The organism is Pseudomonas sp. NPDC087804 (assembly GCF_044742965.1).
Lineage (GTDB): Bacteria > Pseudomonadota > Gammaproteobacteria > Pseudomonadales > Pseudomonadaceae > Aquipseudomonas > Aquipseudomonas rustica.
In genome coordinates, this window is the sequence record NZ_JBIUVN010000010.1 from 119722 (window position 1) to 145449 (window position 25728).

Consider the following 25728-nt stretch of genomic DNA (forward strand, 5'->3'; position numbering starts at 1 on the left):
AAATGAGGCGGCGAGCTTACCATGGCGAGCTGCGATATTGAGCGATCCGGGTCGCCGTTGCGCCGAACAGGCTTGCATCTGCGCGGCTCCATCAGTACAAAACGCGCTGAGCCGGACGGCAGCGCAACACCCATCGACCGTCCGCGCCGGCAAAAGCCTGAACCCCTGAGGAAGTACCTGAATGAAAAAGTGGCAATGTGTGGTCTGCGGCCTGATCTACAACGAAGCCGACGGCTGGCCGGATGACGGCATCGCGCCGGGCACTCTGTGGCAGGACGTGCCGGAAGACTGGCTGTGCCCGGACTGCGGCGTCGGCAAAATGGACTTCGAAATGATCGAAATCAACTAAGTAAATCCAAAGGAGTAAGGCATGAGCGCACCTGTCGTCATCATCGGCACCGGCCTGGCGGGCTATAACCTGGCCCGGGAATTTCGCAAGCTCGACAGCGAAACCCCGCTGCTGTTGATTACCGCCGATGACGGCCGCTCTTACTCCAAACCAATGCTCTCCACCGGTTTTGGCAAAAACAAAGACGCCGATGGCCTGAGCATGGCCGAACCGGGCGCCATGGCCGAGCAATTGAAAGCCGAAGTGCGCACCCACACGCGCATCAGCGGTATCGATGCCGGCCACAAGCGTCTGTGGATCGGCGAAGAAGCTGTCAGCTATCGCGATCTGATTCTCGCCTGGGGCGCGGAAACCGTGCGCGTGCCGGTCGAAGGCGATGGCGCCGAACTGGTGTTCCCGATCAATGATCTCGAAGACTACGCGCGATTCCGTGCCGCAGCCGCCGGCAAGCGCCGCGTGCTGCTGCTCGGCGCCGGTCTGATTGGCTGCGAATTCGCCAACGACCTGATCCTTGGCGGCTATGAAGTGCAACTGGTCGCGCCATGCGAGCAGGTCATGCCGACCTTGCTGCACCCGGCCGCTGCCGCCGCCGTGCAGGCTGGACTGGAAAGCCTCGGCGCCAAGTTCCACCTTGGCCCGGTGCTGACCCGTTTGCAGAAAGTCGCTGACGGTCTGGAGGCGCACCTCTCCGACGGCCAGGTCATCGCCTGCGATGTGGTGGTCTCGGCCATCGGTCTGCGCCCGCGCATTGATCTGGCGGCGGCTGCCGGCGTGCAGGTCAATCGCGGTGTCGTGGTTGATCGCCATTTGAAGACGTCCCACGCCAATATCTACGCCTTGGGCGATTGCGCCGAGGTCGATGGGCTGAATCTGTTGTACGTAATGCCCCTCATGAGCTGTGCGCGTGCGCTGGCACAAACCCTGGCGGGAAACCCTACAGCAGTGACCTACGGCCCTATGCCCATCACCGTGAAAACCCCGGTGTGCCCGTTGGTTGTTTCGCCGCCGCCACGCGGTAGCGAAGGCGTCTGGACGGTCGAAGGGCAGGGCGCCGACGTCAAAGCGTTGTGCCATAACGCAGACGGCCAGTTGCTCGGTTATGCGCTGACGGGCGCGGCGGTGATGGAAAAACTCGCCCTGAACAAACAGCTTCCAGCCTTGCTGGCGTAAATACCGGTCGTTCTGTCGGAATCACCCCGCTTTTGCCCCCACAAAGATCCGGGTGAGACTGGCGCAGGCTTTAACCGCGTGCCATCCTCACTCCCGTCTGCCGCAGAGTAGAGCACCTGCGGCGCCTTGGGCGCTGTTCCAACGAGGACAGCACGGACATAACAACAAAAAACCGTCAAAGGGGCTTCACTAATGCGTAAACCAGAACTCGCCGCTGCAATCGCTGAAAAAGCAGATCTGACCAAAGAACAGGCCAACCGCGTTCTCAACGCCGTTCTCGAAGAAATCACCGGCGCTCTGCACCGCAAGGACAGCGTCACGCTGGTGGGCTTCGGCACCTTCCTGCAACGCCACCGCGGCGCCCGTACCGGCAAAAATCCGCAAACCGGCGAGCCGGTGAAAATCAAGGCCAGCAACACCGTTGCGTTCAAGCCAGGCAAATCGTTGAAAGACAGCGTCAATCCATAATTGCAACGAACTCCCTGAATAATGGGGAGAACGGTTGCGGAAAAATGGGCATACCGATTGAATCGGATGCCCATTTTTTATGCCTGATGGTTTCTACATATCGTTGTATGGCGATCGCCATTAATACTCTTGCAACAATATGCACATTGTATGCAATCCAGTCGGCTGATAATCCTTTCTATATAAAAGCCATCATTGTGATGGCACTTTTTTAATTGTCTGTTGTCACGCGGCGTTTAATTGAAACAGCAATGAAGTCTTTCAGAATTTTCCTACATCGGGATTTTTCAAAACTTGTCATGCTCCGCTCTGCTTCCGGCGACTCGTTCGGCTCCTGTTTTCAAGGGCGCTGGCGACCGCTCTGGATCGACGCTTTGCGGCCGGTTCGACCAGAGCGATGCTATTAAAATGGCATCGGGGATTCCCTGACGGAATATAGGGAAACCTCCTACGTGATTTAAAGAACACTTCGTCTTGTTGTTTAATCAGATGCTTGCTAGTGGCCATCATAGTGATTACGATGCGCGCACTTGAAAGAGCACAAACTCAATTGGATGAGTCCCGTACCCGCTCTTCGATACTGTCCCGCGCCGATGCAATTCCAATAGGCGCATGACCGTAATCCTTAATAAAGGCCATGGATGTCCTACTCAAGCAAACTTTCCGCTCATTACCTCGAACTCGCAAAAGTCTCTGTTTCCAAAGAGAATTTCGCGGGCGAAGACGTTCGTTTTTCGAGCGAATTCGAGGCATTGGAAAGCGAACTGAGCAAAGCCTCGTCGATGCACGAAAGCGGGCAGATCGACTGGCTGAAAATCCGCGAAAACAGCGAAAACCTGCTGCGTACCCAATCCAAGGATTTGCGTGTCGGCGCCTGGCTGACCTGGTCGTTGTACCAGCGTGAATCCTTCCCCGGGCTGCTGGCCGGCCTCGGTCTGCTGCACCATCTGTCGGAAAACAACTGGGCCGACGTCCACCCGCTCAAACCCCGCACCCGTGCCGCCGCCATCGGCTGGCTGGTGCCGCGTCTTGAGCAGGTCATCACCGAAAACATCGCGATCAAAGAGCAGTTGCCGATGTTCCGGCAGCTCTCCGATCATCTGACTGGTCTTGAAGCCGCTTGCGCCGAGCACTTGGGCGATGAGTCGCCGCTGCTGCTGCCGATCTCCCGTCGCCTGAAAACCATGATCCAGCGCGCTGCCGACAATCAGCCGGCCCCCGGTGTGGTGGGCGCAGCGGTGGCGCAGGTCAAGCAGGCCGCGACCCAGTTGCTCACTCCCGGCGCGCCGATCGACAACGAAAAAGACGCGCACAAAGCATTGCGCGCCCAGCAAGACAGCGCTCGCCCGTTGTGTGCCTGGTGGCTCAAGCAGAAAGCCACTGACCTGCGCGCCTTGCGCCTCAACCGCACGCTGTTGTGGATGACCATCGACGCGGTGCCCGAGCGCAACGCCGAGCAGATCACCGTGTTGCGCGGCCTGCCGGTCGACAAGCTCAAGCTCTATCAGGATCGCTTCGATCAGGGCAAATACGCCGACCTGCTGGTGGAACTGGAGGCGAGCCTGGCGAAGGCGCCGTTCTGGTTCGATGGCCAGAGGATGGTCTGGGAATGTCTCCAGAACCTCAACGCCGAGCTGGCCATGCGCGAAGTGGAAATCCACTTCGCGCTTTTGGTTCAACGGCTGCCCGGCATTATCGAACTGCGTTTCCATGACGGCGCACCGTTTGCCGATCCCGCTACTCGGGCGTGGATCGCCGCTAACGTCATGCCGCATCTGCAAAGCGCCAGCGCGCCGCGCAAGGTCGAAAGCGACAACGTCGAAACCCAGCCTGCCTGGGAAAAAGCCCTCGAAGAGGTGCTGCCGATTCTGCGCAAGGAAGGCCTCAAGCCTGCCGTGCAGATTCTCAAGCAAGGACTGCAAGCCGCCCAAGGCGGGCGCGTGCGGTTCTTCTGGCAGTTCGCCCTCGCACGGCTGTGCTTCATGGCCAAGAAATACGAACTGGCCAAGAACCAGCTGGAAACCCTCGATCAGACATTACAGGACTCAGGCCTGCACGCCTGGGAGCCCGATCTTGCATTGGAAGTGCTGCATTTACTGCATAGCTGCTGCGAGTTGTTGCCGCAGAACCATGCCGTACGTGAACGCAAGGAAGAGATTTATCGCAGGCTGTGCCACCTCGATCTCGAAGTGGTACTCGAATAGGCCCCAGGGCCACAACCGCAAGGAGAAAAGCCATGGCCAAAGAAGGCTCGGTAGCCCCCAAGGAACGCATCAACGTCACCTTCAAACCCGCCACCGGCGGTGCTCAGGAAGAGATTGAACTGCCGCTGAAGCTGCTGGCAATCGGTGACTACACCCACCGCAAGGACGAACGCAAGATCGAAGATCGCAAGCCGATCAGCATCGACAAGGTGACCTTCGACGAGGTGTTGGCCAAGCAAGAGCTGAGCCTGTCGATGAATGTGCCGAACCGTCTGCAGGAAGAAGGCAGCACGGAAGAGTTGGGCGTGCAGCTGCGCGTCAATTCGATGAAGGACTTCAACCCGGCCAGCCTGGTCGAGCAAGTGCCTGAGCTGAAAAAACTGATGGAACTGCGCGATGCGCTGGTGGCCCTCAAAGGCCCGCTGGGTAACGCCCCTGCGTTCCGTAAAGCCATCGAAGGCGTGCTCGCCGACGACGAATCCCGCGGTCGCGTACTCGGTGAGCTGGGCCTCAACGCCGCAGCCCCGGACGCCTGAACCCAGCAGCCAAGGAAGCCAACACAATGAGCACTAGCGCAGCACAAGAGAAAGGCGCCGCGAGCGGCGAGTACAGCATTCTCGACAGCATCATCGCCGAAACCCGTCTGACCCCGGACGACGAAGCCTACGACATCGCCAAACGCGGCGTGTCGGCCTTCATCGAAGAACTGCTCAAGCCGCAGAACAACGGTGAACCGGTCAAGAAAGCCATGGTTGACCGCATGATCGCCGAGATCGATGCCAAGCTCAGCCGTCAGATGGACGAAATCCTGCACACCCGGATTTCCAGGCGCTGGAATCGTCGTGGCGTGGTCTGCAGCTGCTGGTCGACCGCACCAACTTCCGCGAAAACATCAAGATTGAAATCCTCAACGTCTCCAAAGAAGACCTGCTGGACGATTTCGAAGATTCGCCGGAAGTCATGCAGTCTGGCCTGTACAAGCACATCTACACCGCTGAATACGGCCAGTTCGGTGGTCAGCCGGTGGGCGCGATCATCGCCAACTACTACATGTCGCCAAGCTCGCCTGACGTGAAACTGATGCAGTACGTGTCCAGCGTTGCCTGCATGTCTCACGCGCCGTTCATTGCTGCGGCCGGCCCGAAATTCTTCGGTCTGGAAAGCTTCACCGGCCTGCCGGATCTGAAAGATCTGAAAGACCACTTCGAAGGCCCGCAATTCGCCAAATGGCAGAGCTTCCGGACTTCGGAAGACTCCCGCTACGTTGGCCTGACCGTGCCGCGTTTCCTGCTGCGCAACCCGTACGACCCGGAAGAAAACCCGGTGAAATCGTTCGTGTACAAGGAAGCCGTTGCCAACAGCCACGAGCACTACCTGTGGGGCAACACTGCTTACGCGTTCGGCACCAAGCTGACCGACAGCTTCGCCAAATTCCGCTGGTGCCCGAACATCATCGGCCCACAGAGCGGTGGCGCTGTTGAAGACCTGCCGCTGCACCATTTCGAAAGCATGGGCGAAATCGAAACCAAGATCCCTACCGAGGTTCTGGTCAGCGACCGTCGTGAATACGAACTGGCCGAGGAAGGCTTCATCTCTCTGACCATGCGCAAAGGCTCCGACAACGCGGCGTTCTTCTCCGCAAGCTCGGTGCAGAAGCCGAAGTTCTTCGGCATCAGCGCTGAAGGCAAGGCTGCAGAGCTGAACTACAAGCTCGGCACTCAACTGCCGTACATGATGATCGTCAACCGCCTGGCTCACTACTTGAAAGTGCTGCAGCGCGAGCAACTCGGTTCGTGGAAAGAACGTACCGACCTCGAGCTGGAACTGAACAAGTGGATCCGTCAGTACGTTGCTGACCAGGAAAACCCGAGCGCCGAAGTGCGTGGCCGTCGTCCGCTGCGCGCTGCGCAAATCATCGTCAGCGACGTTGAAGGCGAGCCGGGCTGGTACCGCGTGAGCTTGAACGTGCGTCCGCACTTCAAGTACATGGGTGCCGATTTCACCCTGTCGCTGGTTGGCAAGCTGGACAAAGAGTAAGAGCGACTCATGGACGGATACGGCAGCCTTTTCGAACGCCTTAATGGCGACGCAGAAAAACGCAGTGGTTGGAGCCGCGAGGTTTCCGCCATGGCGTCCGTGGCTGCCCATCTGGCCAAAATGCTCAGCACCCGGGCCGGCAGCGTGCAAACGCTGTCCGACTACGGGTTGCCCGATCTCAATGACATGCGCCTGAGCCTGCACGACTCTCTGAGTCAGGCCCGCCTGGCCATCGAATGCTTCATCGAAGCCTACGAGCCGCGCCTGAGCAATGTGCGTGTCATTTCCCTGCCGCGTGATCACGATCAGCTACGCCTGGCCTTCAGCATCGAAGGCCTGCTGGAAGTTGATGGTTTCAAGCGACAGGTCAGTTTCGCCGCGCGCCTGGATGGCAGCGGTCAAGTGAAGGTCAACTAAGGAGACTCCGATGTCTGGCAAACCCGCAGCACGCGTATCCGACCCCACCGCTTGCCCGCTCCCCGGCCACGGCACCAACCCGATCGCCGCCGGTTCCGGCGACGTGTTCTTCGACGGCCTCGCGGCCGCCCGCCAAGGTGATGCCTCGGCGTGTGGTGGTGCGATGGTCGGCGATCTGGCGACCACGGTTTTGATTAACGGCAAACCTGCTGCAACGGTCGGTTCGGTGGGTTCGCATGGGAACAAGGTTACGGCTGGGTCCGGGACGGTGATTATTGGCAATTCGCATACGCCGGTGACGTTTGTGCCGCCAGTTCCAATGCCTGACTATTTCAATGACTTTTTCGTTTTGAGGGACGACGAAGGTAGCCCGGTGGCAAATTACGGCTACCGATTGGAGACCGAGTCAGGTGAGATTTATGAGGGCGTGACGGACGTCAACGGCCACACCAAAGCTGTTAGCACCGGTAAAGCTTCCCAGATATTGAAAATTTCCCTGCTTCCTCCAGCAGGAGTCGCGAATGTCTAACGTTACGCCTCTGGCGGAGGCTCCTTCCACCCCTTCTACCAATCGTGAGGGGCAGGTCGCGACCGTAAAATTAGCAAAGCTTTCAACTTATGAATTCAATATAAGATCGTTTCACCCAGGGAAAACGTTTGGGTGGAGCGGCTTTTACTTCGAAGGTGATGCACGCGGCTTTTCGTTAAAGCCAAGCGGCCTCTCTGGCGCTCAAGGTACGCTAATAACTTCACGTGTATGGCATAGGTTTTTTGTAAAGCTGGCAACGAACGAAGTTGTTAATACGCAAACGGAGTCGAATGATTCCGGGAAGGCGGGTGAAGAACATACTCACTATGATGCAGAGTTAAAGCCCAAAGGCGGAAGCTGGCCATCAATTAAAAGTGAAAAGGGTGCAGTCACTACTGTTTGGGTTGATGGTGGTTACGCAGGTGAGAATCACGCTTTTCCATTTTCAGCGGAAACAAAAAAATTGACAGGAATGACATTCGTGCCAAGCCTGGACGTAAGTTACAAAGTTATAATGACGTTCGATCGAGTGGCGAAGCATTTAGATGTAGTGACATATATAACTGGTGATGGATTTCCGAACTGTGAGGCTTTTATTACTGATGCTTCTGGAAAATCTGTTTTTTTAGGTGTGCATGTTCGGAAGGCTGCAGCTCTTGTTGCGCTATTTGGTGATAAGAAGTATCCGATGATCTCTTCGGCGATTCGCATAGAAGTTGATGAAGAGGGGAACTTCAAAGGCACTCTTGGAAACGAGATGAGAAGGCGAAAGTTAAAAAAAGAAGCTCTGGAAATGCGGCCGATTGAGGAGTGGAATAATTTTTTCAAAAATCTTAGTCCGAACGATGGCCGCTGGATGGGTATCTGGGAAGAGCCTATGCCGGACGACTCTACCGAGTCGACGTTGAAATGACGTATGTGAGTTATTTTAAAACAGCGATTTGGTTGCCAATGGTGGTGTTGCCGGTTTTGCTGTTGCTTGATGCTTTATATTTTTCCAGCCCGCTACGTGGTGGGATGGAACAGTTCGTCCTTATATACGTTCTTGGTTTCGGGCTGGTGGCCTATGTGTTATTCGCGGTCTTTTCTACTCGTTTGATTTCTAGGAGAACTGAGCTTGAAGTCGTACGTCTTGCTTGGTGGGCTCCTGTAGTTTTTATCCCGTTTTATGGAGTGCCTTGGGTTGTTTATGGCATCGGATGTTTGGCGTTTGGCAGGCTAGCTGGTCTGGGTATGATGTTTTTGTGGTTAACTTATATTCCCTATGTTTTAGTGGTTGGCGCATTTTTTTCAGTTGTTACGGTTGTTGCTTTTAAAGTCTTGAGTAAGTTTTTACTGTTTTCCGAGAAGCGTTAGAGATGCTTGTGATAAGCCCTGTTATGTGGCGTATCAAAACAGGTGGCTGTTCCAAATGGTAGTAAGCTCGTGATTTGGAAATCGAGAAAGGTGAAATGATGAGTGCAGCTCTATTATATTTTTCAAATGATGAAGTATGTAGGCGCAAGCTCATGAAGCTGTCTGTCGCAATTCTTGCTGTGGCTTTGTTTTCACTGACAAACGTGTTTCCTAATGCGCTCATGATGTTGATGGATGGTGTTAACTTCATCCCGTCTGAATCCTCCATTTTTTCATTCAAGCCTTATGAGATAAATGAGGGGTCGTCGAATTACTGGATCTATGGCGAGGATGGTAAGAACTATTACTACTTCTCCTACGAGCCCGCAGCGCCTTACGTATTCATTCGTAAATCCAATGCATGTCCGTCATTTGATCGGCTTGACCATGCCACGTGGTGCGCCGCAGAAGGCGGCGGTCAAAAATGAACCGGCATTTCGGTGGCGGAGCGTTTTTTTTATGAGTTCATTTTTCAGGCAGGTACCCCGTGTCCTTTAACCACTACTACCAAAGCGAACTCACCGCACTGCGCCAACTCGGTCGCCGTTTCGCCGAGCGTAGTCCGGCGCTGGCACCGTATCTGGGGCAGGCCGGGCGGGATCCGGACGTGGAGCGGTTGCTGGAAGGCTTTGCGTTTCTCACCGGGCGTTTGCGCCAGAAGCTCGACGACGAGTTGCCGGAGCTCAGCCATTCGCTGATGCAATTGCTCTGGCCCAACTACATGCGCCCGCTGCCGGCGTTCAGCATTTTGCAGTTCGATCCGCTCAAGCGTTCGGGCCCGGCGCTGGTGGTCGAGCGTGATACGCCGGTGGAGAGCAAGCCGATCGAAGACGTGCGTTGCCGCTTCCGCACTTGCTACCCGACCGAGGTGTTGCCGCTGGATCTCGCGGCGTTGAATTACTCGGTGAAGGGCGACGGCTCGCTGCTCAGCCTGCGTCTGGAAATGAGTGCCGACGGCCACCTCGGTGAGCTGGAACTGAGCAAGCTGCGTCTGCACTTTGCCGGTGAGCGCTACATCAGCCAGATGCTTTACCTGAGCCTGCTGCGCAACCTCGAAGGCATTGAGCTGATCCCGCTCGACGGCGCCGGCAAGCCAATTGATGGCGTCAGCGGCAAGCCGATGGCGTTCAAGATTCCCGGTGACCGGGTCACCCCGGTGGGCTTTGCCGAAGAAGAAGCGTTGATCCCGTATCCACTGAATACCTTCCGTGGCTATCGCTACCTGCAGGAATACTTCGCCTTTCAGGACAAATTCCTCTTCGTCGACGTCAACGGTCTGGACATCCTCAACGCGCTGCCGCAGGACACCCTCAAGCAGATGCGCGGCCTGGAATTGCGCTTCGACATTCGCAAGAGCGGCATCCTGCGCATGCGCCCGACACTGGATAACGTGAAGCTGTTTTGCACGCCGATCGCCAACCTGTTTGCCCACGATGCGTTGCCGATTCGTCTCGACGGCAAGCAGGACGAATACCTGCTGCTGCCGGCGGAATACGATCTGGAAAACTGCGGTGTGTTCTCGGTGGAAACCGTGACGGGATGGAAGCCCGGCGGCCTCGGTTATCAGGAATACGTGCCGTTCGAATCCTTCGAGCACGACCCGAGTTTCGACGTGCCCAACAGCCGTCCGCATTACAGCATTCGCCAGCGCTCGTCCTTGCTGCACGACGGCCTCGACACTTATTTGAGCTTCGGCATTCGACACACCGAAGCCCACGAAACCCTGTCGATCGAGCTGATTTGCACCAACCAGAATCTGCCGCGCAAGCTCAAGCTCGGCGACATCTGTGTGGCCTGCGAAGAGACGCCGGAGTTTCTCAGTTTTCGCAACATCACCCCGGCTACATCGAGTTTTGCGCCGCCGCTGAACCGTGACTTCCTGTGGAAGCTGATCAGCAACATGTCGCTTAACTATTTGTCGCTGGCCGACGTCAATGCGTTGAAGGTGATTCTGGAAACCTACGACTTGCCGCGTTACTACGACCAGCACGCGGAAAAAGTCAGCAAACGCCTGCTCGGCGGCCTGAAGAATATCAAGCATCACCACGTCGATCGCTTGCACCGTGGCTTGCCGGTGCGCGGCTTGCGCACCGAGCTGACCATCGACCCGGAAGGGTACATCGGCGAAGGCGATCTGTTCGTCTTCGCTTCGGTTCTTAACGAGTTTTTCGCGCTTTACGCCAGTCTCAATTCATTCCACGAGCTGCGAGTAAAAAGCACACAGGGAGAGGTGTACCAATGGACACCACGTATGGGCCTGCAGCCCCTGCTTTAAGCGGGCTCACCAAGGCGATACGCGAGTACTCGCTGTTTCAGGCAGTGCTGCTGGTGATCGATCGGCTGCGCGAGGCACACCCGTACCTGAGCGAAGACGATTTGTACGATCAGCTGGAATTCCAGGCCAATCCGAGCCTGGGTTTTCCCGGCAGCGACGTCGATCGCGTGGAGTTTTTCGAAGAGCACGGGCAGATGCGCGCGCGCATGCGTTTCAACCTGATCGGCCTGGTCGGTTCCGGTTCGCCGCTGCCGGCGTTCTATGGCGAACAAGCCCTGGGCGATAGCGAAGACGGCAACCCGACGCGCAACTTCCTCGACCTGTTCCACCATCGTCTGCAACGGCTGATGCTGCCGATCTGGCGCAAATACCGCTACCGCGCAAGCTTCCAGAGCGGCGCGCTCGACCCGTTTTCGGCGCAGTTGTTTGCGCTGATTGGCCTCGGTGGCGAAGAGATCCGCAAAGCTAAAGAACTCAACTGGAAACGCCTGCTGCCGTACCTCGGTTTGCTCAGCCTGCGCGCGCACTCGGCGGCGCTGATCGAAGCCGTGCTGCGTTACTACTTCAAGCACGAAGACCTGGTCATCGAGCAGTGCATCGAGCGCCGCGTCGAGATTCTCGAAGAACAGCGCAATCGTTTGGGCCGCGCCAACAGCCTGCTCGGCGAAGACCTGGTGCTCGGCGAGCACGTGCGCGACCGCAGCGGCAAATTCCGCATTCATATCACCGAACTCGACTGGCAGCGATTCCATGAATTTCTGCCGATCGGTTTTGGTTACCAGCCGCTCTGCGCGCTGGTGCGGTTCACCCTGCGTGACCCGCTCGATTACGACATTCGCCTGGTGCTGCGCCAGGAAGAAATCCGCGAACTGCGCATCGGTGAGCAGAACGCCTGTCGCCTCGGTTGGACCAGTTGGCTGGGCCGCGAAAAAGCGGACGGCGTGGTGACCCTGGGCAGCAAAATTCATTAAGGACGTGAGCCATGATCAACGTAGACCTGCAACAACTCATCCAGGCGCTGGACGCCGAAACCCGTCGTGATCTGGAGCGTTCGGCCGAGCGTTGCGTCGCCCGTGGCGGCAGCAAAATCCTCGTCGAAGACTTGATGCTCGGCCTGCTCGAACGTCCGAACGGCTTGCTCGCCCGCGCGTTGCAAGACGCCGATGTCGACGCCGGTGAACTCAGCGCGGCGCTGCAATCGCGCGTCGAGCACAGCGCTTCGCGCAACCCGGTGTTCGCCCCGGAACTGGTGCAGTGGCTGCAAGATGCGTTGCTGGTGGCCAACCTTGAACTCGGTCAGACCCAGGTTGAAGACGCCGCGCTGATCCTCGCGCTGTTGCGCAACCCGATACGTTACGCCGGCAGCCGTTATCAGCCGCTGCTCGCCAAGCTGAACATCGATCGCCTGAAAGAATTTGCCCTGTCGCAACAGGAGCAACCGGCGGCCAACGGCAAACCGGCGGCGCAGGGCGAATCACTGTTGCAGCGTTTCACCCACAACCTGACCCAACAGGCCCGCGACGGCAAACTCGACCCGGTGCTGTGCCGTGACGGCGCGATTCGGCAGATGGTCGACATCCTCGCCCGTCGCCGCAAGAACAACCCGATCGTCGTCGGTGAGGCCGGTGTCGGCAAGACCGCCATTGTCGAAGGACTGGCTTCGCGCATCGCCGCCGGTGAAGTGCCGCAAGTGCTCAAAGGCGTTGAACTGCTGTCGCTGGACATGGGCCTGTTGCAGGCCGGCGCGAGCGTCAAAGGTGAATTCGAACGTCGTCTCAAAGGCGTGATCGACGAAGTCAAAGCTTCGCCAAAACCGATCATTCTGTTTATCGACGAAGCCCACACGCTGATCGGCGCGGGCGGCAATGCTGGCGGTTCTGACGCCGCTAACCTGCTGAAACCGGCACTGGCCCGTGGCGAACTGCGCACCATCGCCGCCACCACGTGGGCCGAGTACAAGAAATACTTCGAGAAAGACCCGGCACTGGCCCGTCGTTTCCAACCGGTGCAATTACACGAACCGACCGTCAGCGAAGCGGTGACCATCCTCCGTGGTCTGGCCCAGGTTTACGAGAAGAGCCACGGCATCTATCTGCGTGATGACGCAGTGGTCTCGGCGGCTGAACTGTCCGCGCGTTATCTGGCCGGTCGGCAGCTGCCGGACAAAGCCGTTGATGTGCTCGACACCGCTTGTGCCCGCGTGCGCATCAGCCTCGCCGCTGCTCCGGAAAGTCTTGAGCGCCTGCGTGGCGAACTGGCTGAAGGTGGTCGTCAGCGTCAGGCCCTGCGCCGTGACGCCGAGGCTGGTCTGCTGATCGATCACGAAGCGCTGGAGGCTTTGGAAGCACGTCTCGACGACGCCGAAAACGAGATGGTCGCGCTGGAAACCCTGTGGATTGAACAGAAAACCCTGGCCGAGCGCCTGCTCGATCTGCGTCAGCAACTGGCCAAGGCTCGCGAAGCCGCCGCCGTTGAACCGGTGCTCAGCGTTGAAGAAGACGCCGAAGGCACCGTCATCGAAACCCTCGCCGCCGAGGTCGAAGAAGGCCAGAGCGTCGAAGCGCTGGAAGCGCAGCTCAACGAAACCCACAGCGCGCTGACCGCCGCCCAGGTCAAAGAACGTCTGGTCAGTTTCGAAGTGTGCCCGCGTCTGGTCGCCGAAGTGATCAGCGCCTGGACTGGCGTGCCGTTGGCGCAACTGGCTCGCGAGCACAACGCCAAAGTCGCCAGTTTCGCCACCGATCTGCGCACGCGCATTCGCGGTCAGGAACAAGCCGTGCACGCACTGGATCGCTCGATGCGCGCCACCGCTGCCGGCCTGAACAAACCTGATGCGCCAGTCGGCGTGTTCCTGCTGGTCGGCCCGAGCGGCGTCGGTAAAACCGAGACCGCGCTGGCCCTCGCTGATCTGCTGTACGGCGGCGACCGTTTCATCACCACCATCAACATGTCCGAGTTCCAGGAGAAGCACACCGTCTCGCGCCTGATCGGCGCACCGCCAGGCTACGTCGGTTACGGCGAGGGCGGCATGCTCACCGAAGCCGTGCGGCAGAAACCGTACTCGGTGGTGTTGCTCGATGAAGTCGAGAAGGCTGATCCGGACGTGCTCAACCTGTTCTACCAAATCTTCGATAAAGGCGTGGCCAACGACGGCGAAGGTCGCGAGATCGACTTCCGCAACACGTTGATCCTGATGACCTCGAACCTTGGCAGCGATCGCATCAGCGACCTTTGCGAAAACGGCGCGCGGCCGACCGCCGAAGTGCTGGAAGAAACCATTCGCCCGGTGCTCAGCAAACACTTCAAACCGGCGCTGCTGGCGCGGATGAAAGTGGTGCCGTACTACCCGGTCGGCGGCCCGGTATTGCGCGAGCTGATCGAGATCAAACTCGGTCGTCTCGGCGAGCGCCTCAACCGTCGTCAGCTGGATTTCAGCTGGTGCCAGAACCTCGTCGATCACTTGTCCGAGCGCTGCACGCAAAGCGACAGCGGCGCGCGCCTGATCGATCATCTGCTCGATCAACACGTGCTGCCGCTGGTGGCCGATCGTCTGCTCGACGCCATGGCCACCGGTGAAAGCCTGAAGCGCGTGCACGCCACGCTCGACGGCGAAGCCAGTGTGACGTGCGAGTTCGCCTGAGGTGGGCGTGATGTTCACTCAAGTGCCGCAGCCGCTGGTGTATGCCGAAGCGTTGCTGGCGCAGTTCGCCAGTCTGTCGCGCGCGGCGGACGGTGCTGCGCTGCTGGGTGACTTCGTGCGCGGCTTGGCCGAGTTGAGCGGTTGCGAACTGGCGCAGTTGTACCTGCTCGACGCCACCCACACCTGCCTGGGGATGAACGCCGAATGCCTCGACGGCGCCCTGCAACCGCGTGAAGCGGCGAGCCTGCCGGCGGATTACAACGGTGAGCAACTGCTGCAATTCGCCCTGTGCCAGAACCGCGTGGTATGCCTCGACGACTTGAGCGGCAGCCTGCACGAAACCAGTTTTCTGCCGGCGGTGGCCTCGCCGTGGCAGTCGCTGTTGTGCGTGCCGCTGGTCAATCAGCACAAGGCTGTCGAAGGCTTGCTGCTCTGCGCCAGCCGCCGTCGCACCGACCTGCAAGGCTTCGCCGATTCGCTCGGTCAGCTCGGCTCGTTCGTGCTCGGCCAACTGCATTTGCTCCAGCGTCTGCGTCAGCCACGCGATGTGTCGGCACCGGTGGCGCGCAGCGTGCCGAGCATCAGCGGTTACGGTCTGATTGGCAAAAGCACCGCGATGCGCCAGACCTACTCGCTGATCGGCAAAGTCCTGCACAGCCCGTACACCGTGCTGTTGCGCGGCGAAACCGGCACCGGCAAGGAAGTCGTCGCGCGGGCGATTCACGATTGCGGGCCGCGTCGCTCGCAGGCGTTCATCGTGCAGAACTGCGCGGCGTTTCCTGAAAACCTGCTGGAAAGCGAGCTGTTCGGCTATCGCAAGGGCGCCTTTACCGGCGCCGATCGCGACCGCGCCGGGCTGTTCGACGCGGCCAACGGCGGCACGCTGTTGCTCGATGAAATCGGTGATATGCCGCTGTCGCTGCAATCGAAATTACTGCGCGTGTTGCAGGAAGGCGAGATTCGTCCGCTGGGCTCCAACGACACGCACAAGATCGACGTGCGCATCATCGCCGCGACTCACCGCGATCTGTCGGTGCTGGTCAGCGAAGGCAAATTCCGCGAGGACTTGTACTACCGCCTCGCGCAATTTCCGATTGTGCTGCCGGCGCTGCGTCAGCGCGAAGGCGACATCCTCGACCTGGCCCGGCATTTCGCCGAAAAGGCCTGCGCGTATTTGCAGCGAGATCCGGTGCGCTGGTCGGACGCGGCGCTGGAGCATCTGTCGGGTTACACCTTCCCCGGCAACGTTCGCGAACTGAAAGCGCTGGTCGAGCGCGCGGTGCTGTTGTGCGAGGGCGGCGAGTTGCTGGCCGAGCATTTCTCCCTGCGCATGGAGCCGATGCCCGAAGACAACAGCAGCCTGAATCTGCGTGAACGCCTGGAGCAGGTCGAGCGCACGTTGTTGCTCAACTGCCTGCGCAAAAACGACGGCAACCAGACCCTCGCCGCCCGCGAACTGGGCCTGCCACGCCGCACGCTGCTATACCGCCTCGGCCGCCTGAATATCAATTTGGGTGACTTCGATGGTTGAGCAGAAATTGATCGCTGCACCCAACAATATCCCTGTGGGCAGTGAAACCCCTGTGATCAGTGAACCCCCTGTGGCGAGGGGATTTATCCCCGATCGGCTGCGCAGCAGTCGCAGTCCGGCAAACACGGTTTCCCTGCAGAAACCGGGTCACAGGTTTTGGGGGCGCTGCGCACCCCATCGGGGACAAGTCCCCTCACCACAGGGGATCAACATTCCTCCCAGAAGTGGCTGGAGGCTGCGATCTAGAGCCCCCCAAACCAACAAATTCGCTAATAACGGCGCCGCCCGCAAGGGCCGGCGCTTTGTGCTTTGTCTACCCCTGGAGACCCTCTGATGTCTGTTCGTCACTGGCACGCTGTCCTGCTGACCCTCGTCGTTCTATGCGGCCTTGGCGGCTGTAGCGGCAACTACAAATTCAACGACAACGACTATCGCCCGCTGGGTGATCCGCAAGCGGCCAATCGCGGTAAGTGATTGCAAGGAGCAGCAAACATGGAATTGGTTTTCGAAATGCTGAACACCAAGCAATTCGTGCCCACCGAGTTGTGCCAGAAGACCTTCAAGCAGGCCGGCGGCGTGATCGGGCGAGGCGAGGATTGCGACTGGATCATCCCTGACCGCAAGCGTCACCTGTCCAATCACCACGCGATTGTCAGCTACCGCGAAGGCTCGTTTTTCCTGACCGACAGCAGCAGCAACGGCATTCAGGACGGCGGCAGCGGCGCGCGTCTGCACAAGGGCGAACCGGTGCGCATCGAGCACGGCAGCACCTACGTGCTCGGCGACTTCGAGATTCGTGCGCGACTGGTGCGTGACCCGGCCACGTTCGACGGCGAAGCCGGCCGTCCGCGCGCGGCGGGCAGCATCATTCCCGACGACGCGTTCCTCGACCTCGACCCGCTCAATGCCATCGAACAGCAAGAGCGCGTGTACTCGGAAATCGACGAATTGCTGGCGCCGACTGCCAAGCCCGAGGATTCCCGTCAGCGTGCCGACTACGCGCGCATCGACATGGAAAGCCTGATGGTGCCGGAGCTGATCGCCGCTCCCGTCGAGCCTGAACCCGCGCCGGCGCCGAAGCCTGTTGAACGGCAAAGCGAAGGTTTCTGGGAGCACTTCGGCGCCGCGCTGGGTGTCGACGTCAAAGGCCTCAGCCACGACGAACGCGAAGCGCTGGCACTGAATGCCGCGCGCTTGCTGCGTCAGAGCGTCGGTGGTTTGCAGCAGAGCCTGCGCACCCGTTCGGAGCTGAAAAACGAGCTGCGTCTGGCCCAGACCATCGTCCAGGGCACCAACAAGAATCCGCTGAAATTCGCCGTCGATCCGAGCGAAGCGCTGGAGATTCTGTTGCAGCCAAGCAAGCCCGGTCATCTGCCGGCCGAGCAAGCGATCTCCCGCGCGTTCCGTGATCTGCAGGCGCATCAAGTGGCGCTGCTGACCGCCAGCCGCGCCGCCGTTCGCGGCACGCTGGAGCACTTCTCGCCGGAGCAATTGACCCTGCGTTTCGAGCGCGACAACAAGCCGCTGATCGCAACATCGGGTGGGCGCTGGAGAGCGTTCGGCCGTTATCACCAGGCACTGCGTCAGGACGATGACTGGAGCGAGCGCCTGTTGGCCCGCGACTTCGCTCAGGCCTACGAAGAACAGATCCGCCTGATCTCCACCCTCCACACCGACCACCAAGGATGATGCGCATGTCTCGCCGCTCGACCGCTTTTTTCCAGACGCTGACTGCGCTCACTTTGCTGGCGTTGCTCGCCGGTTGCTCGTCGCTATCGCCGTACTCGAACGTGACCAAGGTCAACCTGAAACTGACCGGCAGCGATCAGTTGAACCCCGATCTCAACGGGCGTCCTTCGCCGATCGTGGTGCGCCTGTTCGAACTCAAACACCCGGTGACCTTCGAAAACGCTGACTTCTTCAGCCTCTACGAGCGTGCCAAGGAATCCCTCAATCCGGATCTGGTGGCCACCGAAGAACTCGAACTGCGCCCGGGTGAAACCGTCGAGTTGAAGCTCAGCGTGGAGGAGGGCAGCCGTTACGTGGGCGTGCTCGCCGCTTACCGCGATCTGCCGGAAACCGAGTGGCGCTACACCGTGCAGGTCACCCCGCAGGAACTCACCGAGGCTGATCTGACCCTCGATCAGACGGGTATCCGCAACAGCCAAGAAACGCTCGCCAAGGCGGATAACTGATCATGAATACCCACAAAGTCATTTGGCAGGAAGGCATGTTGCTGCGGCCGCAGCACTTCCAGCACAACGATCGCTATTACGATCACCAGATGAAAACCCGCACCCAGTTGCTGGGCAGTTACACCTGGGGTTTCCTCAATCTGGAGATCGACCTGCAGTTCCTCAACATGGGCAAACTGGTGGTCAGCCAGGCCTCGGGGATTCTTCCGGACGGCAGCCTGTTCGAACTCGGCGGCAACACCGAACCGCTGGCGCTGGACGTACCGCCGAACACCGGCAACACCCCGATTTTTCTGGCGCTGCCGCTGGTCACCGGTAACCACATCGAGGCGCGCCGTCCGGAGCAGTCCGACGTGCTCGCGCGCTTCACCGCGTACGACGCTGAAGTGGCTGACTCCAACGCCGGCGACGATTCCGCCAGTCAGGTCAGCTGCGGTCGCCCGGATTTCAAACTGATGCTCGGCGAGCAGCAGAGCGATCAGGCCTACGTAAAACTGAAAATCTGCGACGTGCTCGACACCACGCCCGACGGCGTGATCAGCCTCGATCCGGATTTCGTGCCGACCTACATTCAGGCTCACGCGTCCAGCTATCTGCTGTCGTGCCTGAAAGAAGTCATCAGCATGCTCAACCACCGTGGCGACACGATTGCCGAGCGGATTCGCTCCAACGGCAAGGTCGGCGGCGCTGAGGTTGGCGACTTCATGATGCTGCAACTGATCAACCGCACCGAGCTGCTGCTGCGTCACTACCTCGGTCTGGAGCAAGTGCACCCGGAAGAGTTGTACCGCACGCTGCTGACCATGCTCGGCGATCTGGCGACGTTCTCCGGCGAGAGCAAACGCCCGCGTCTGGACAGCCGTTATTCCCACGCCGATCAGGGCGGCAGCTTCCGCAAACTGATGGAAGCGATCCGTCAGGTGCTGTCGATGGTGCTCGAACAGCACGCCATCGAGTTGATCCTGCAAGCGCGTCAGTACGGCATCATCGTTTCGCCGTTGCACGACCACAAATTGCTCGGCACCGCGTCGTTCGTGCTGGCAGCGAGTGCCAACTGCGATTCCGAAGAACTGCGCCACCGCTTGCCGGCGCACCTCAAGGTCGGCCCGGTGGAGCGCATCCGCCAACTGGTCAACCTGCATTTGCCGGGGATCAAGGTCAAACCGTTGCCGGTGGCCCCGCGGCAGATCGCGTTCCACTCCAACAAAACCTATTTCATTCTCGAACTCAGTTCCGAAGACCTGGCACAACTGGAACGCTCCGGCGGTTTCGCGTTCCACGTGTCCGGCGAATTCGCCGAGCTTGAACTGAAATTCTGGGCCATCAGGAACTGACCGACATGATCAAGGACATGGAACACAACCAGGACGACAAAACCGTCCTGCTCGACCGTCAGGGCCACGGCCCGGCGTCGAGTCCGCTGACCGACTTCGCCGCGCCACCGCGCTTCGAACAACTGGAAGAACGGATGATCTACGCCGCGCGCCTGCGCCCGGCAGAGTCGTTCAATATCAGCCTCAATTCTCTGGTGGCTGCATCCTCCGATTTGCTTTCGGAAGTGGTGCGCCTCAAGCACAGCGAAAGCCGCGAAGACTTGTACGCGCTCAACGAGCGCCTGACCGCCGGGCTCAAGTTGTTTGAAGTGCGCGCCCTGCACAACGGCGCCGAAAGCAGTCAGGTGATGGCCGCGCGTTACGTGCTCTGCACCGTGGTCGACGAAGCCGTCGTGACCACGCCGTGGGGCAACGAAAGCGAGTGGTCGCAGATGAGCCTGCTCAGCAGCTTCCACAACGAAACCTTTGGCGGCGAGAAGTTTTTCCAACTGCTCGATCGGCTGTCGAAAAACCCGGTCAAACACCTGCCGATGCTTGAGCTGATGTACCTGTGCCTGTCCCTCGGTTTCGAGGGCAAGTACCGCGTACAGGCACGCGGCATGCTCGAACTCGAAGGCATCCGCGACGCCTTGTACCGTCAGATTCGTCAGTTGCGTGGCGACGTGCCGCGCGAGTTGTCGCCGCACTGGGAAGGCCTCAACGATCAGCGCCGCAGTCTGGTGCGCATCGTGCCGGCGTGGATGGTGGTGTTGTTCACGCTGGTCTGTCTGGTGGTGATGTATTCGGGCTTCGCCTGGGTTCTGGGCGAGCAGCGCGACACCGTTCTGCAACCTTATCAGCCGCTTGATCCGGCCGCGGTGCAACCGCAGTCGCAGCCGTAAACAGGGACGTGTGATGAAAAAGTTTTTCAAGAAAGTCGGCGCCTTCCTGCGCCAGACCTGGGTCTGGACTTTGCTGCTGGTGCTGTTCGTGGCGCTGCTGGTGTGGTTCGTCGGCCCGTTGTTGGCGGTCGATGACTACAAGTTCTGGGAGAGCCCGACCTCCCGCCTGCTGACCATTGCCGTGCTGTTCCTGATCTGGGGCCTGGTCATGGTCTTCGTCAGCTGGCGCGCCGGTATCCGCAAGAAAGCCGAAGAAGAAAGCGAAGACGGTCAGGATCGTATCCGCCGTGAAGAGTTGATCGACGAAGAGCAGAAAGAGTTGAAGGCGCGCTTCAAAGACGCGCTGAAAACCCTGAAGACTTCCAGCCTCTATCGTGGCCGCAGCGAGCGCTGGCGCAGTGACTTGCCGTGGTATCTGCTGATCGGCCCGCAGGGTTCCGGCAAGACCAGTCTGCTGGACTTTTCCGGTCTGGAATTCCCGATCAACAAGATCGACCGCAAGCTGACCCGCGACACCCTCGGCACCCGTCATTGCGACTGGTACTTCGCCGACCACGGTGTGCTGATCGACACCGCCGGCCGTTACCTGACGCAGCCGGACGCCGAAGTCGACAGCAGCGCCTGGACGACCTTGCTCGAGCTGCTGCGCAAGCGTCGCCGTGGCCGTCCGTTGAACGGTGTGCTGGTGACCATTCCGGTGGAAACCCTGCTCGGCGGTAGCGAACAAGACATCGACACCCTCGCGCGTCAGGTGCGTGGCCGTCTGCAAGATGTGCATCAGAAACTGCACGTCGACGTGCCGGTGTATCTGGTGCTGAGCAAGGCTGACAAGCTGCTGGGCTTCGACGAATTCTTCGATCAGCTGAGCCGCGAAGAAAGCGATCAGGTGCTCGGCACCAGTTTCCGCAAGGATCAGGTCGGCACCGACGTCGCGGTACTGCGCAATGAATTTGAAGAGCTGCTGCGTCGCCTCAACAGCCAGGTGATCATGCGCATGCACTCCGAGCGCGACACCCAGCGCCGTGGCCGCATCCTCGACTTCCCGCATCAACTCGGGCAGATCGGCGAGCGCCTGTGCCTGTTCGTCGACATGGCGTTCACTGGCAACCGTTATCAGCGTGCCACGCAACTGCGTGGTTTCTACCTGACCAGCGCACCGCACCTGACCCAGGAAATGGATTCGACCACCGCCGGCATCGGCGCGAGTCTGGGCATGAGCGCCGGTGTGCTACCGACGCTGCGCAGCGGTCGTTCGCGCTTCATTCACCACTTGCTCAGCCGGGTGATTTTCCCTGAGGCGGATCTGGCTGGTCTCGACAAGCGTGAACGCAGCCGCATCCATTGGGGCCAGCGTGCGTTGTACATCGGCGCACTGGCGTCGTTGGCACTGTTCGGCATCCTCTGGGCCGGTGGTTTCTCGGCCAACTACGAGCGTCTGGAAAACCTTCGTACGCTGGCGCAGAACTGGACGCAGCAACGTTCGGCACTGACCTCGCGTGATGACGCGATGGGCGTGTTGAAAACCCTCGACACCAGTTATGCGGCGACCCAGGTGTTCCCGAAAAAGGGCGACGTGTCGTATCACGAACGTGGCGGTCTGTATCAGGGCGAAGACGTCAATCCGCCGGTCGCCGACGCCTACGAGCGTGAGCTGCAAGCGCAGTTGCTGCCACGGGTTGCATCCCAGCTCGAAGGGCAGATCCGCGCCAACCTGCAGGATCGCGAAAAGCTGCTGAACAGCCTGCGCGCGTACTTGATGCTGAACATGAAGGATCGTCGCGACGCGGCGTGGCTCAAGGACTGGATCGCCACTGACTGGTCGCAACGCTACACCGGCAACACCGCGGTGCAGAACGGTCTGAATACTCACCTCGAACGTCTGCTCAAGCAGCCTTTTATCTATCCGCTTAACGACCAGTTGGTCGCCCAGGCGCGGCAGGTATTGCGCAGCGAATCGCTAGCCAACGTCGTGTATCGCATGCTCCGCGAGCAGGCGCGCAATCTGCCGGAATACCGTTTCAGCCAACACCTCGGCCCACAAGGCTCGCTGTTTATCGGCACCGATTACGTGATTCCGGGCTTCTACACCCAAGAGGGTTATCAGCAGTATTTTTCGGTACAGGGCGCGACTCTGGTCACCGACATCCTGCGTGACAACTGGGTGCTGGGCGAAGGCGCGGGCATCAGCGACATGGACTTGCGTCGTCTGATGGTCGAGCTTGAGCAGTTGTATTTCCGTGACTACGCCAACTACTGGAGCGAAGCCGTTGGCCAGGTGGCCCTGCCGCCGATCAACGACGCCGGTGAAGGCGCCGAGCAACTGGCGGGCCTGACGTCGGCCAACTCGCCGGTGCTCGCCTTGCTCACGGAAGTGCGCGAGAACACCCGCTTCCAGGCTGTTGCTGACCCGGTGGATCAAGCCGCCGAAGCGGCTGATGCGCTGGCCGAGCAGAAAGGCAAACTGGGCAAGGTCGGTAAACTGGCGGCCGCCGCAGCAGACAAGGCTTCGGCCCTGACCGTTGCGAAGAACCTGCCGGACACCGCGAAGAAGTCGCTGCAACGTCGCTTCGAGCCGCTGCATCGTTTGCTCGATGACAACAACGGCCCGGCCGCTGACCTGACGCCGGCGCTCAACGCGCTCAACGACCTGCAACTGCAACTGGCCAGCCTGGCCCGTTCCAGCTCGCCGGAACAAGCCGCGTTCGAACTGGCGAAAACCCGCATGAGCGGCCAGCGTGATGCGCTGACCAACCTGCGCAATGCCTCCGGTCGTCTGCCGCGTCCGCTGAGCGTGTGGTTCAACGTGCTGGCCGAAGACTCGTGGCGTCTGGTGCTGAACGATGCGTACCAATACATGAACGGCCGTTATCAAAACGAGCTGTACAGCGTGTATGGCAAAACCATCAGCAAGCGTTATCCGTTCAGCGCTACCAGCACCAGCGACGTGGCGATCGCCGACTTCCGCGAGTTCTTCAAGGATCAAGGCATCGCTGACCGCTTCTTCGACAACTACATGCGTCCGTTCGTCAGTGGCGATCCGGGCAACTACCGCATGCGTAGCGTCGATGGCCACAGCCTGCCGGTGTCCAAGGTTTACCTCGATCAGATGGCCGCCGCACTGACCATTCGCAAGAGCTTCTTCTCGATCAACCCGGCCGAGCCGACCGTGCAGTTCAAACTCGAGCCGTACACCCTCGATCCGGCGGTCAGCCGTTCCGAGTTCAAGTTCGGCGACAAGACCATCGAATACCGTCACGGCCCGATTGTGCCGGTGTCGTTCAAATGGCCGACCGATGCTGAAGACGGTCGCACCAGTCTGGTGATGGACAAGATGTCGGGGCGTCCGATCGGCATCGAGAAAAACTCCGGCCCGTGGTCGCTGTTCCGTCTGTTTGATCTGATGCAGACCGAGTACCTCAACGGTCGCGACGTGCTGGTGCTGAAAGCTGACGTGGGTGGCCTGCGCGCCAACTACCTGCTGACCAGCCAACGCTCGCCGAACCCGTTCGACATGGGCGTACTGCGCACCTTCCGTATGCCGGTGCAGCTCTGATGCTCGTGGCCAGTGCCTGGCGCAGCGCGGCGCGTACCGACCCGGGCAAGGTGCGGGCGCGCAACGAAGATGCCTTCCTCGACTCGCCACAGCAGGGGCTGTGGGTGGTCGCGGACGGCATGGGCGGTCATCAGGGTGGCGACATCGCCAGCCAGTTGATCGTCGCCAGCCTGGCTGAACTGCCGCAACACGATGACTTCGACGAACGCCTCAAAGCCATTCGCCAGTGCCTGCATTGGGTGAACCGACGTTTGGGGCAGGAGTTGACCGTCACCGCCGGCCGTCACGACAGCGTCATGGGCAGCACCGTTGTGGCGCTGCTGGTGGAAGGCAATCGCGCGGCCTGCATCTGGGCCGGCGATAGCCGTTGTTATCTGTGGCGCGGGCAGCGTCTGTATCAGCTGTCCAAAGACCATTCGCTGCAACAACAATTGATCGACGAACAGAAAATGAGCGTCGATCAAGCGGCGGCGCACCCGGCGGCTCATGCCTTGACCCGAGCCGTCGGCGCGGCCGAACAACTGACCCTGGATGTGCTGGAACTCGAGGTCTATCCGGGCGATGCGTTTTTGCTTTGCAGCGATGGTTTGTACCAAGGCCTGAGCAGCGATGCCCTCGGCAACGCCCTCAGTCTCAGCGCGCCGCACGTGGCGCTGGAACGTTTGTTCGACGGCGCCCTGCGGGGCTCCGCGCGGGACAACCTGACTGCCGTGGTGATCCGCCAATGAGTGAAATCGAATCGCCAATCGATGACCTGTTGATCAGCGAAGAGCAGGCCAGCAACCTGACCTACTTCGCCTTCGCCAAGTCGCACAATGCCGAACCCGCGCTGGCCCCTAAAAAGGCCAGCATCGGTGTGCTGCCCGATGTGTTGGCCGGTCGCTACCGCCTCGAGCGGCTGCTCGGGGCCGGTGGCATGGGCGCGGTTTACCGGGCGCGGGATCTGCTGCACGAACAGTTTGGCGATCCCGACCCTTACGTTGCGCTGAAAATCCTCAGCGAAGAATTTGCCGAGTCGCCGGACGCCAGTGCCTTGCTCTACAGCGAGTTCGCCCTGACCCGACGCCTGCGCCACGACAACGTCGTGCGTGCGCACACTTTTGAAGTCGATACCGACTGCCAGCGGGCCTTTATCACCATGGAATACATGCGTGGCCTGACCCTGGACAAATTGCTCTGCGAGCGGCCCCTCGGCCTGCCGTGGAAAGAACTGCGCGACATCGTCCTGCCGCTGCTCGACACGTTGGCGTATGCCCACTGTCGCGGCGTGCTGCACGGTGATCTGAAACCGAGCAACGTCATGCTCAGCGAAGACGGCCTGCGCCTCTTTGACTTCGGCCTCGGTCAAGCGGAGGAGGGTGTGCTGCCCGGTCTGCCGCACCTGAGCCGTGAACGCTTCAACGCCTGGACACCGGGCTACGCCGCCCCCGAACTGCTTGAAGGCCAGCCGTTGTCGGCCGGCGCGGACGTGTACGGCGTGGCCTGCGTGATCTACGAGCTGGCGGGCGGCAAGCCGCCGTTCCGCCGCGTGGCCTCGACCCTGGCCCGCGACGAACACCTGGAGCGCGAGCTGCACGCGCCGAAAAACCTACCGAAACACTGCTGGCCCGCGCTGCGCAAAGCGCTGAGCTTCAATGCGGCAGAACGCAGCATCACTGCCGGCCAATTGCGTGACGCCATGAGCGCCACTTCGTCCTGGCGGCAACGCCTGCGTTTTCGGGCGTAACGGATGACATTCGAACAGGGAGCA

The 25728-nt window shown here is 59.9% G+C and carries 22 protein-coding genes and 1 pseudogene; all 23 read left to right on the forward strand.

The window, feature by feature from the left end; all coding sequences use genetic code 11:
• Window positions 1-181: 181 nt before the first annotated feature.
• The 23 genes and pseudogenes from ACIOMO_RS15705 to ACIOMO_RS15815 all read left to right on the forward strand — a co-directional run bounded on the left by ACIOMO_RS15705 (window position 182) and on the right by ACIOMO_RS15815 (window position 25704).
• A complete protein-coding gene (locus ACIOMO_RS15705; protein WP_007954349.1) occupies window positions 182-349 on the forward strand; it encodes a rubredoxin in 168 nt (55 codons plus the stop codon).
• Window positions 350-370: 21 nt separating this feature from the next.
• Entirely contained in the window at window positions 371-1519 is a 1149-nt protein-coding gene (locus tag ACIOMO_RS15710; RefSeq protein ID WP_401241872.1) for an NAD(P)/FAD-dependent oxidoreductase, read from the forward strand.
• Window positions 1520-1711: 192 nt separating this feature from the next.
• Window positions 1712-1987 (forward strand): HU family DNA-binding protein, encoded by a 276-nt coding sequence (locus tag ACIOMO_RS15715; protein WP_003213368.1) that lies wholly within the window; start codon window positions 1712-1714, stop codon window positions 1985-1987.
• A 641-nt stretch (window positions 1988-2628) separates the two neighbouring features.
• A complete protein-coding gene (tssA, locus tag ACIOMO_RS15720; RefSeq protein WP_159814449.1) occupies window positions 2629-4191 on the forward strand; it encodes a type VI secretion system protein TssA in 1563 nt (520 codons plus the stop codon).
• Between the two features lie 32 nt (window positions 4192-4223).
• Entirely contained in the window at window positions 4224-4727 is a 504-nt protein-coding gene (gene tssB, locus ACIOMO_RS15725) for a type VI secretion system contractile sheath small subunit (RefSeq protein WP_053125115.1), read from the forward strand.
• A 26-nt stretch (window positions 4728-4753) separates the two neighbouring features.
• Window positions 4754-6228, forward strand: a pseudogene (gene tssC / locus ACIOMO_RS15730) (type VI secretion system contractile sheath large subunit).
• A 9-nt stretch (window positions 6229-6237) separates the two neighbouring features.
• Window positions 6238-6645, forward strand: coding sequence for a type VI secretion system baseplate subunit TssE (gene tssE / locus ACIOMO_RS15735; protein WP_053125113.1), 408 nt, complete (start codon window positions 6238-6240; stop codon window positions 6643-6645).
• 10 nt (window positions 6646-6655) lie between these two features.
• Window positions 6656-7174 (forward strand): PAAR domain-containing protein, encoded by a 519-nt coding sequence (locus ACIOMO_RS15740; RefSeq protein ID WP_212545366.1) that lies wholly within the window; start codon window positions 6656-6658, stop codon window positions 7172-7174.
• A complete protein-coding gene (locus tag ACIOMO_RS15745) occupies window positions 7167-8087 on the forward strand; it encodes a hypothetical protein (protein ID WP_212550335.1) in 921 nt (306 codons plus the stop codon). The genes ACIOMO_RS15740 and ACIOMO_RS15745 overlap by 8 nt, the downstream gene beginning before the upstream one ends.
• 5 nt (window positions 8088-8092) lie before the next feature.
• Window positions 8093-8530 carry a hypothetical protein gene (locus tag ACIOMO_RS15750; protein ID WP_212550336.1) on the forward strand — a complete coding sequence of 146 codons (438 nt, stop codon included), beginning with the start codon at window positions 8093-8095 and terminating at the stop codon, window positions 8528-8530.
• Between the two features lie 152 nt (window positions 8531-8682).
• A complete protein-coding gene (locus tag ACIOMO_RS15755) occupies window positions 8683-8997 on the forward strand; it encodes a hypothetical protein (RefSeq protein ID WP_212545363.1) in 315 nt (104 codons plus the stop codon).
• Window positions 8998-9056: 59 nt separating this feature from the next.
• Window positions 9057-10844: a type VI secretion system baseplate subunit TssF gene (gene tssF, locus ACIOMO_RS15760; RefSeq protein ID WP_053125099.1), complete on the forward strand. Its 1788-nt coding sequence runs from the start codon at window positions 9057-9059 to the stop codon at window positions 10842-10844.
• Window positions 10808-11815 (forward strand): type VI secretion system baseplate subunit TssG, encoded by a 1008-nt coding sequence (gene tssG / locus ACIOMO_RS15765; RefSeq protein ID WP_053125097.1) that lies wholly within the window; start codon window positions 10808-10810, stop codon window positions 11813-11815. The genes tssF and tssG overlap by 37 nt, the downstream gene beginning before the upstream one ends.
• 11 nt (window positions 11816-11826) lie before the next feature.
• On the forward strand, window positions 11827-14484 hold the full coding sequence (tssH, locus tag ACIOMO_RS15770; RefSeq protein ID WP_401241879.1) for a type VI secretion system ATPase TssH: 2658 nt from the start codon (window positions 11827-11829) through the stop codon (window positions 14482-14484).
• A gap of 10 nt (window positions 14485-14494) precedes the next feature.
• Window positions 14495-16015: a sigma-54 interaction domain-containing protein gene (locus ACIOMO_RS15775; protein ID WP_401241881.1), complete on the forward strand. Its 1521-nt coding sequence runs from the start codon at window positions 14495-14497 to the stop codon at window positions 16013-16015.
• 333 nt (window positions 16016-16348) lie between these two features.
• Complete coding sequence (locus tag ACIOMO_RS15780) at window positions 16349-16489, forward strand: hypothetical protein (protein WP_053125091.1); 141 nt, start codon at window positions 16349-16351, stop codon at window positions 16487-16489.
• Window positions 16490-16507: 18 nt separating this feature from the next.
• Window positions 16508-17704 carry a type VI secretion system-associated FHA domain protein TagH gene (tagH, locus tag ACIOMO_RS15785; RefSeq protein WP_401241884.1) on the forward strand — a complete coding sequence of 399 codons (1197 nt, stop codon included), beginning with the start codon at window positions 16508-16510 and terminating at the stop codon, window positions 17702-17704.
• A 5-nt stretch (window positions 17705-17709) separates the two neighbouring features.
• Window positions 17710-18210, forward strand: a complete 501-nt coding sequence (gene tssJ, locus ACIOMO_RS15790) for a type VI secretion system lipoprotein TssJ (protein WP_053125087.1) — start codon at window positions 17710-17712, stop codon at window positions 18208-18210.
• A gap of 2 nt (window positions 18211-18212) precedes the next feature.
• A complete protein-coding gene (gene tssK, locus ACIOMO_RS15795; protein WP_053125085.1) occupies window positions 18213-19544 on the forward strand; it encodes a type VI secretion system baseplate subunit TssK in 1332 nt (443 codons plus the stop codon).
• A 5-nt stretch (window positions 19545-19549) separates the two neighbouring features.
• A complete protein-coding gene (gene icmH / locus ACIOMO_RS15800) occupies window positions 19550-20425 on the forward strand; it encodes a type IVB secretion system protein IcmH/DotU (RefSeq protein WP_053125083.1) in 876 nt (291 codons plus the stop codon).
• Window positions 20426-20438: 13 nt separating this feature from the next.
• Window positions 20439-23978: a type VI secretion system membrane subunit TssM gene (gene tssM / locus ACIOMO_RS15805; RefSeq protein WP_401241889.1), complete on the forward strand. Its 3540-nt coding sequence runs from the start codon at window positions 20439-20441 to the stop codon at window positions 23976-23978.
• Entirely contained in the window at window positions 23978-24706 is a 729-nt protein-coding gene (locus ACIOMO_RS15810) for a PP2C family serine/threonine-protein phosphatase (protein WP_053125079.1), read from the forward strand. Before tssM ends, ACIOMO_RS15810 begins: the two co-directional genes overlap by 1 nt.
• The gene (locus ACIOMO_RS15815) at window positions 24703-25704 is read left to right on the forward strand and encodes a serine/threonine-protein kinase (RefSeq protein WP_212545356.1); all 1002 of its coding nucleotides are present in this window, start codon (window positions 24703-24705) and stop codon (window positions 25702-25704) included. Before ACIOMO_RS15810 ends, ACIOMO_RS15815 begins: the two co-directional genes overlap by 4 nt.
• Window positions 25705-25728: the final 24 nt, after the last annotated feature.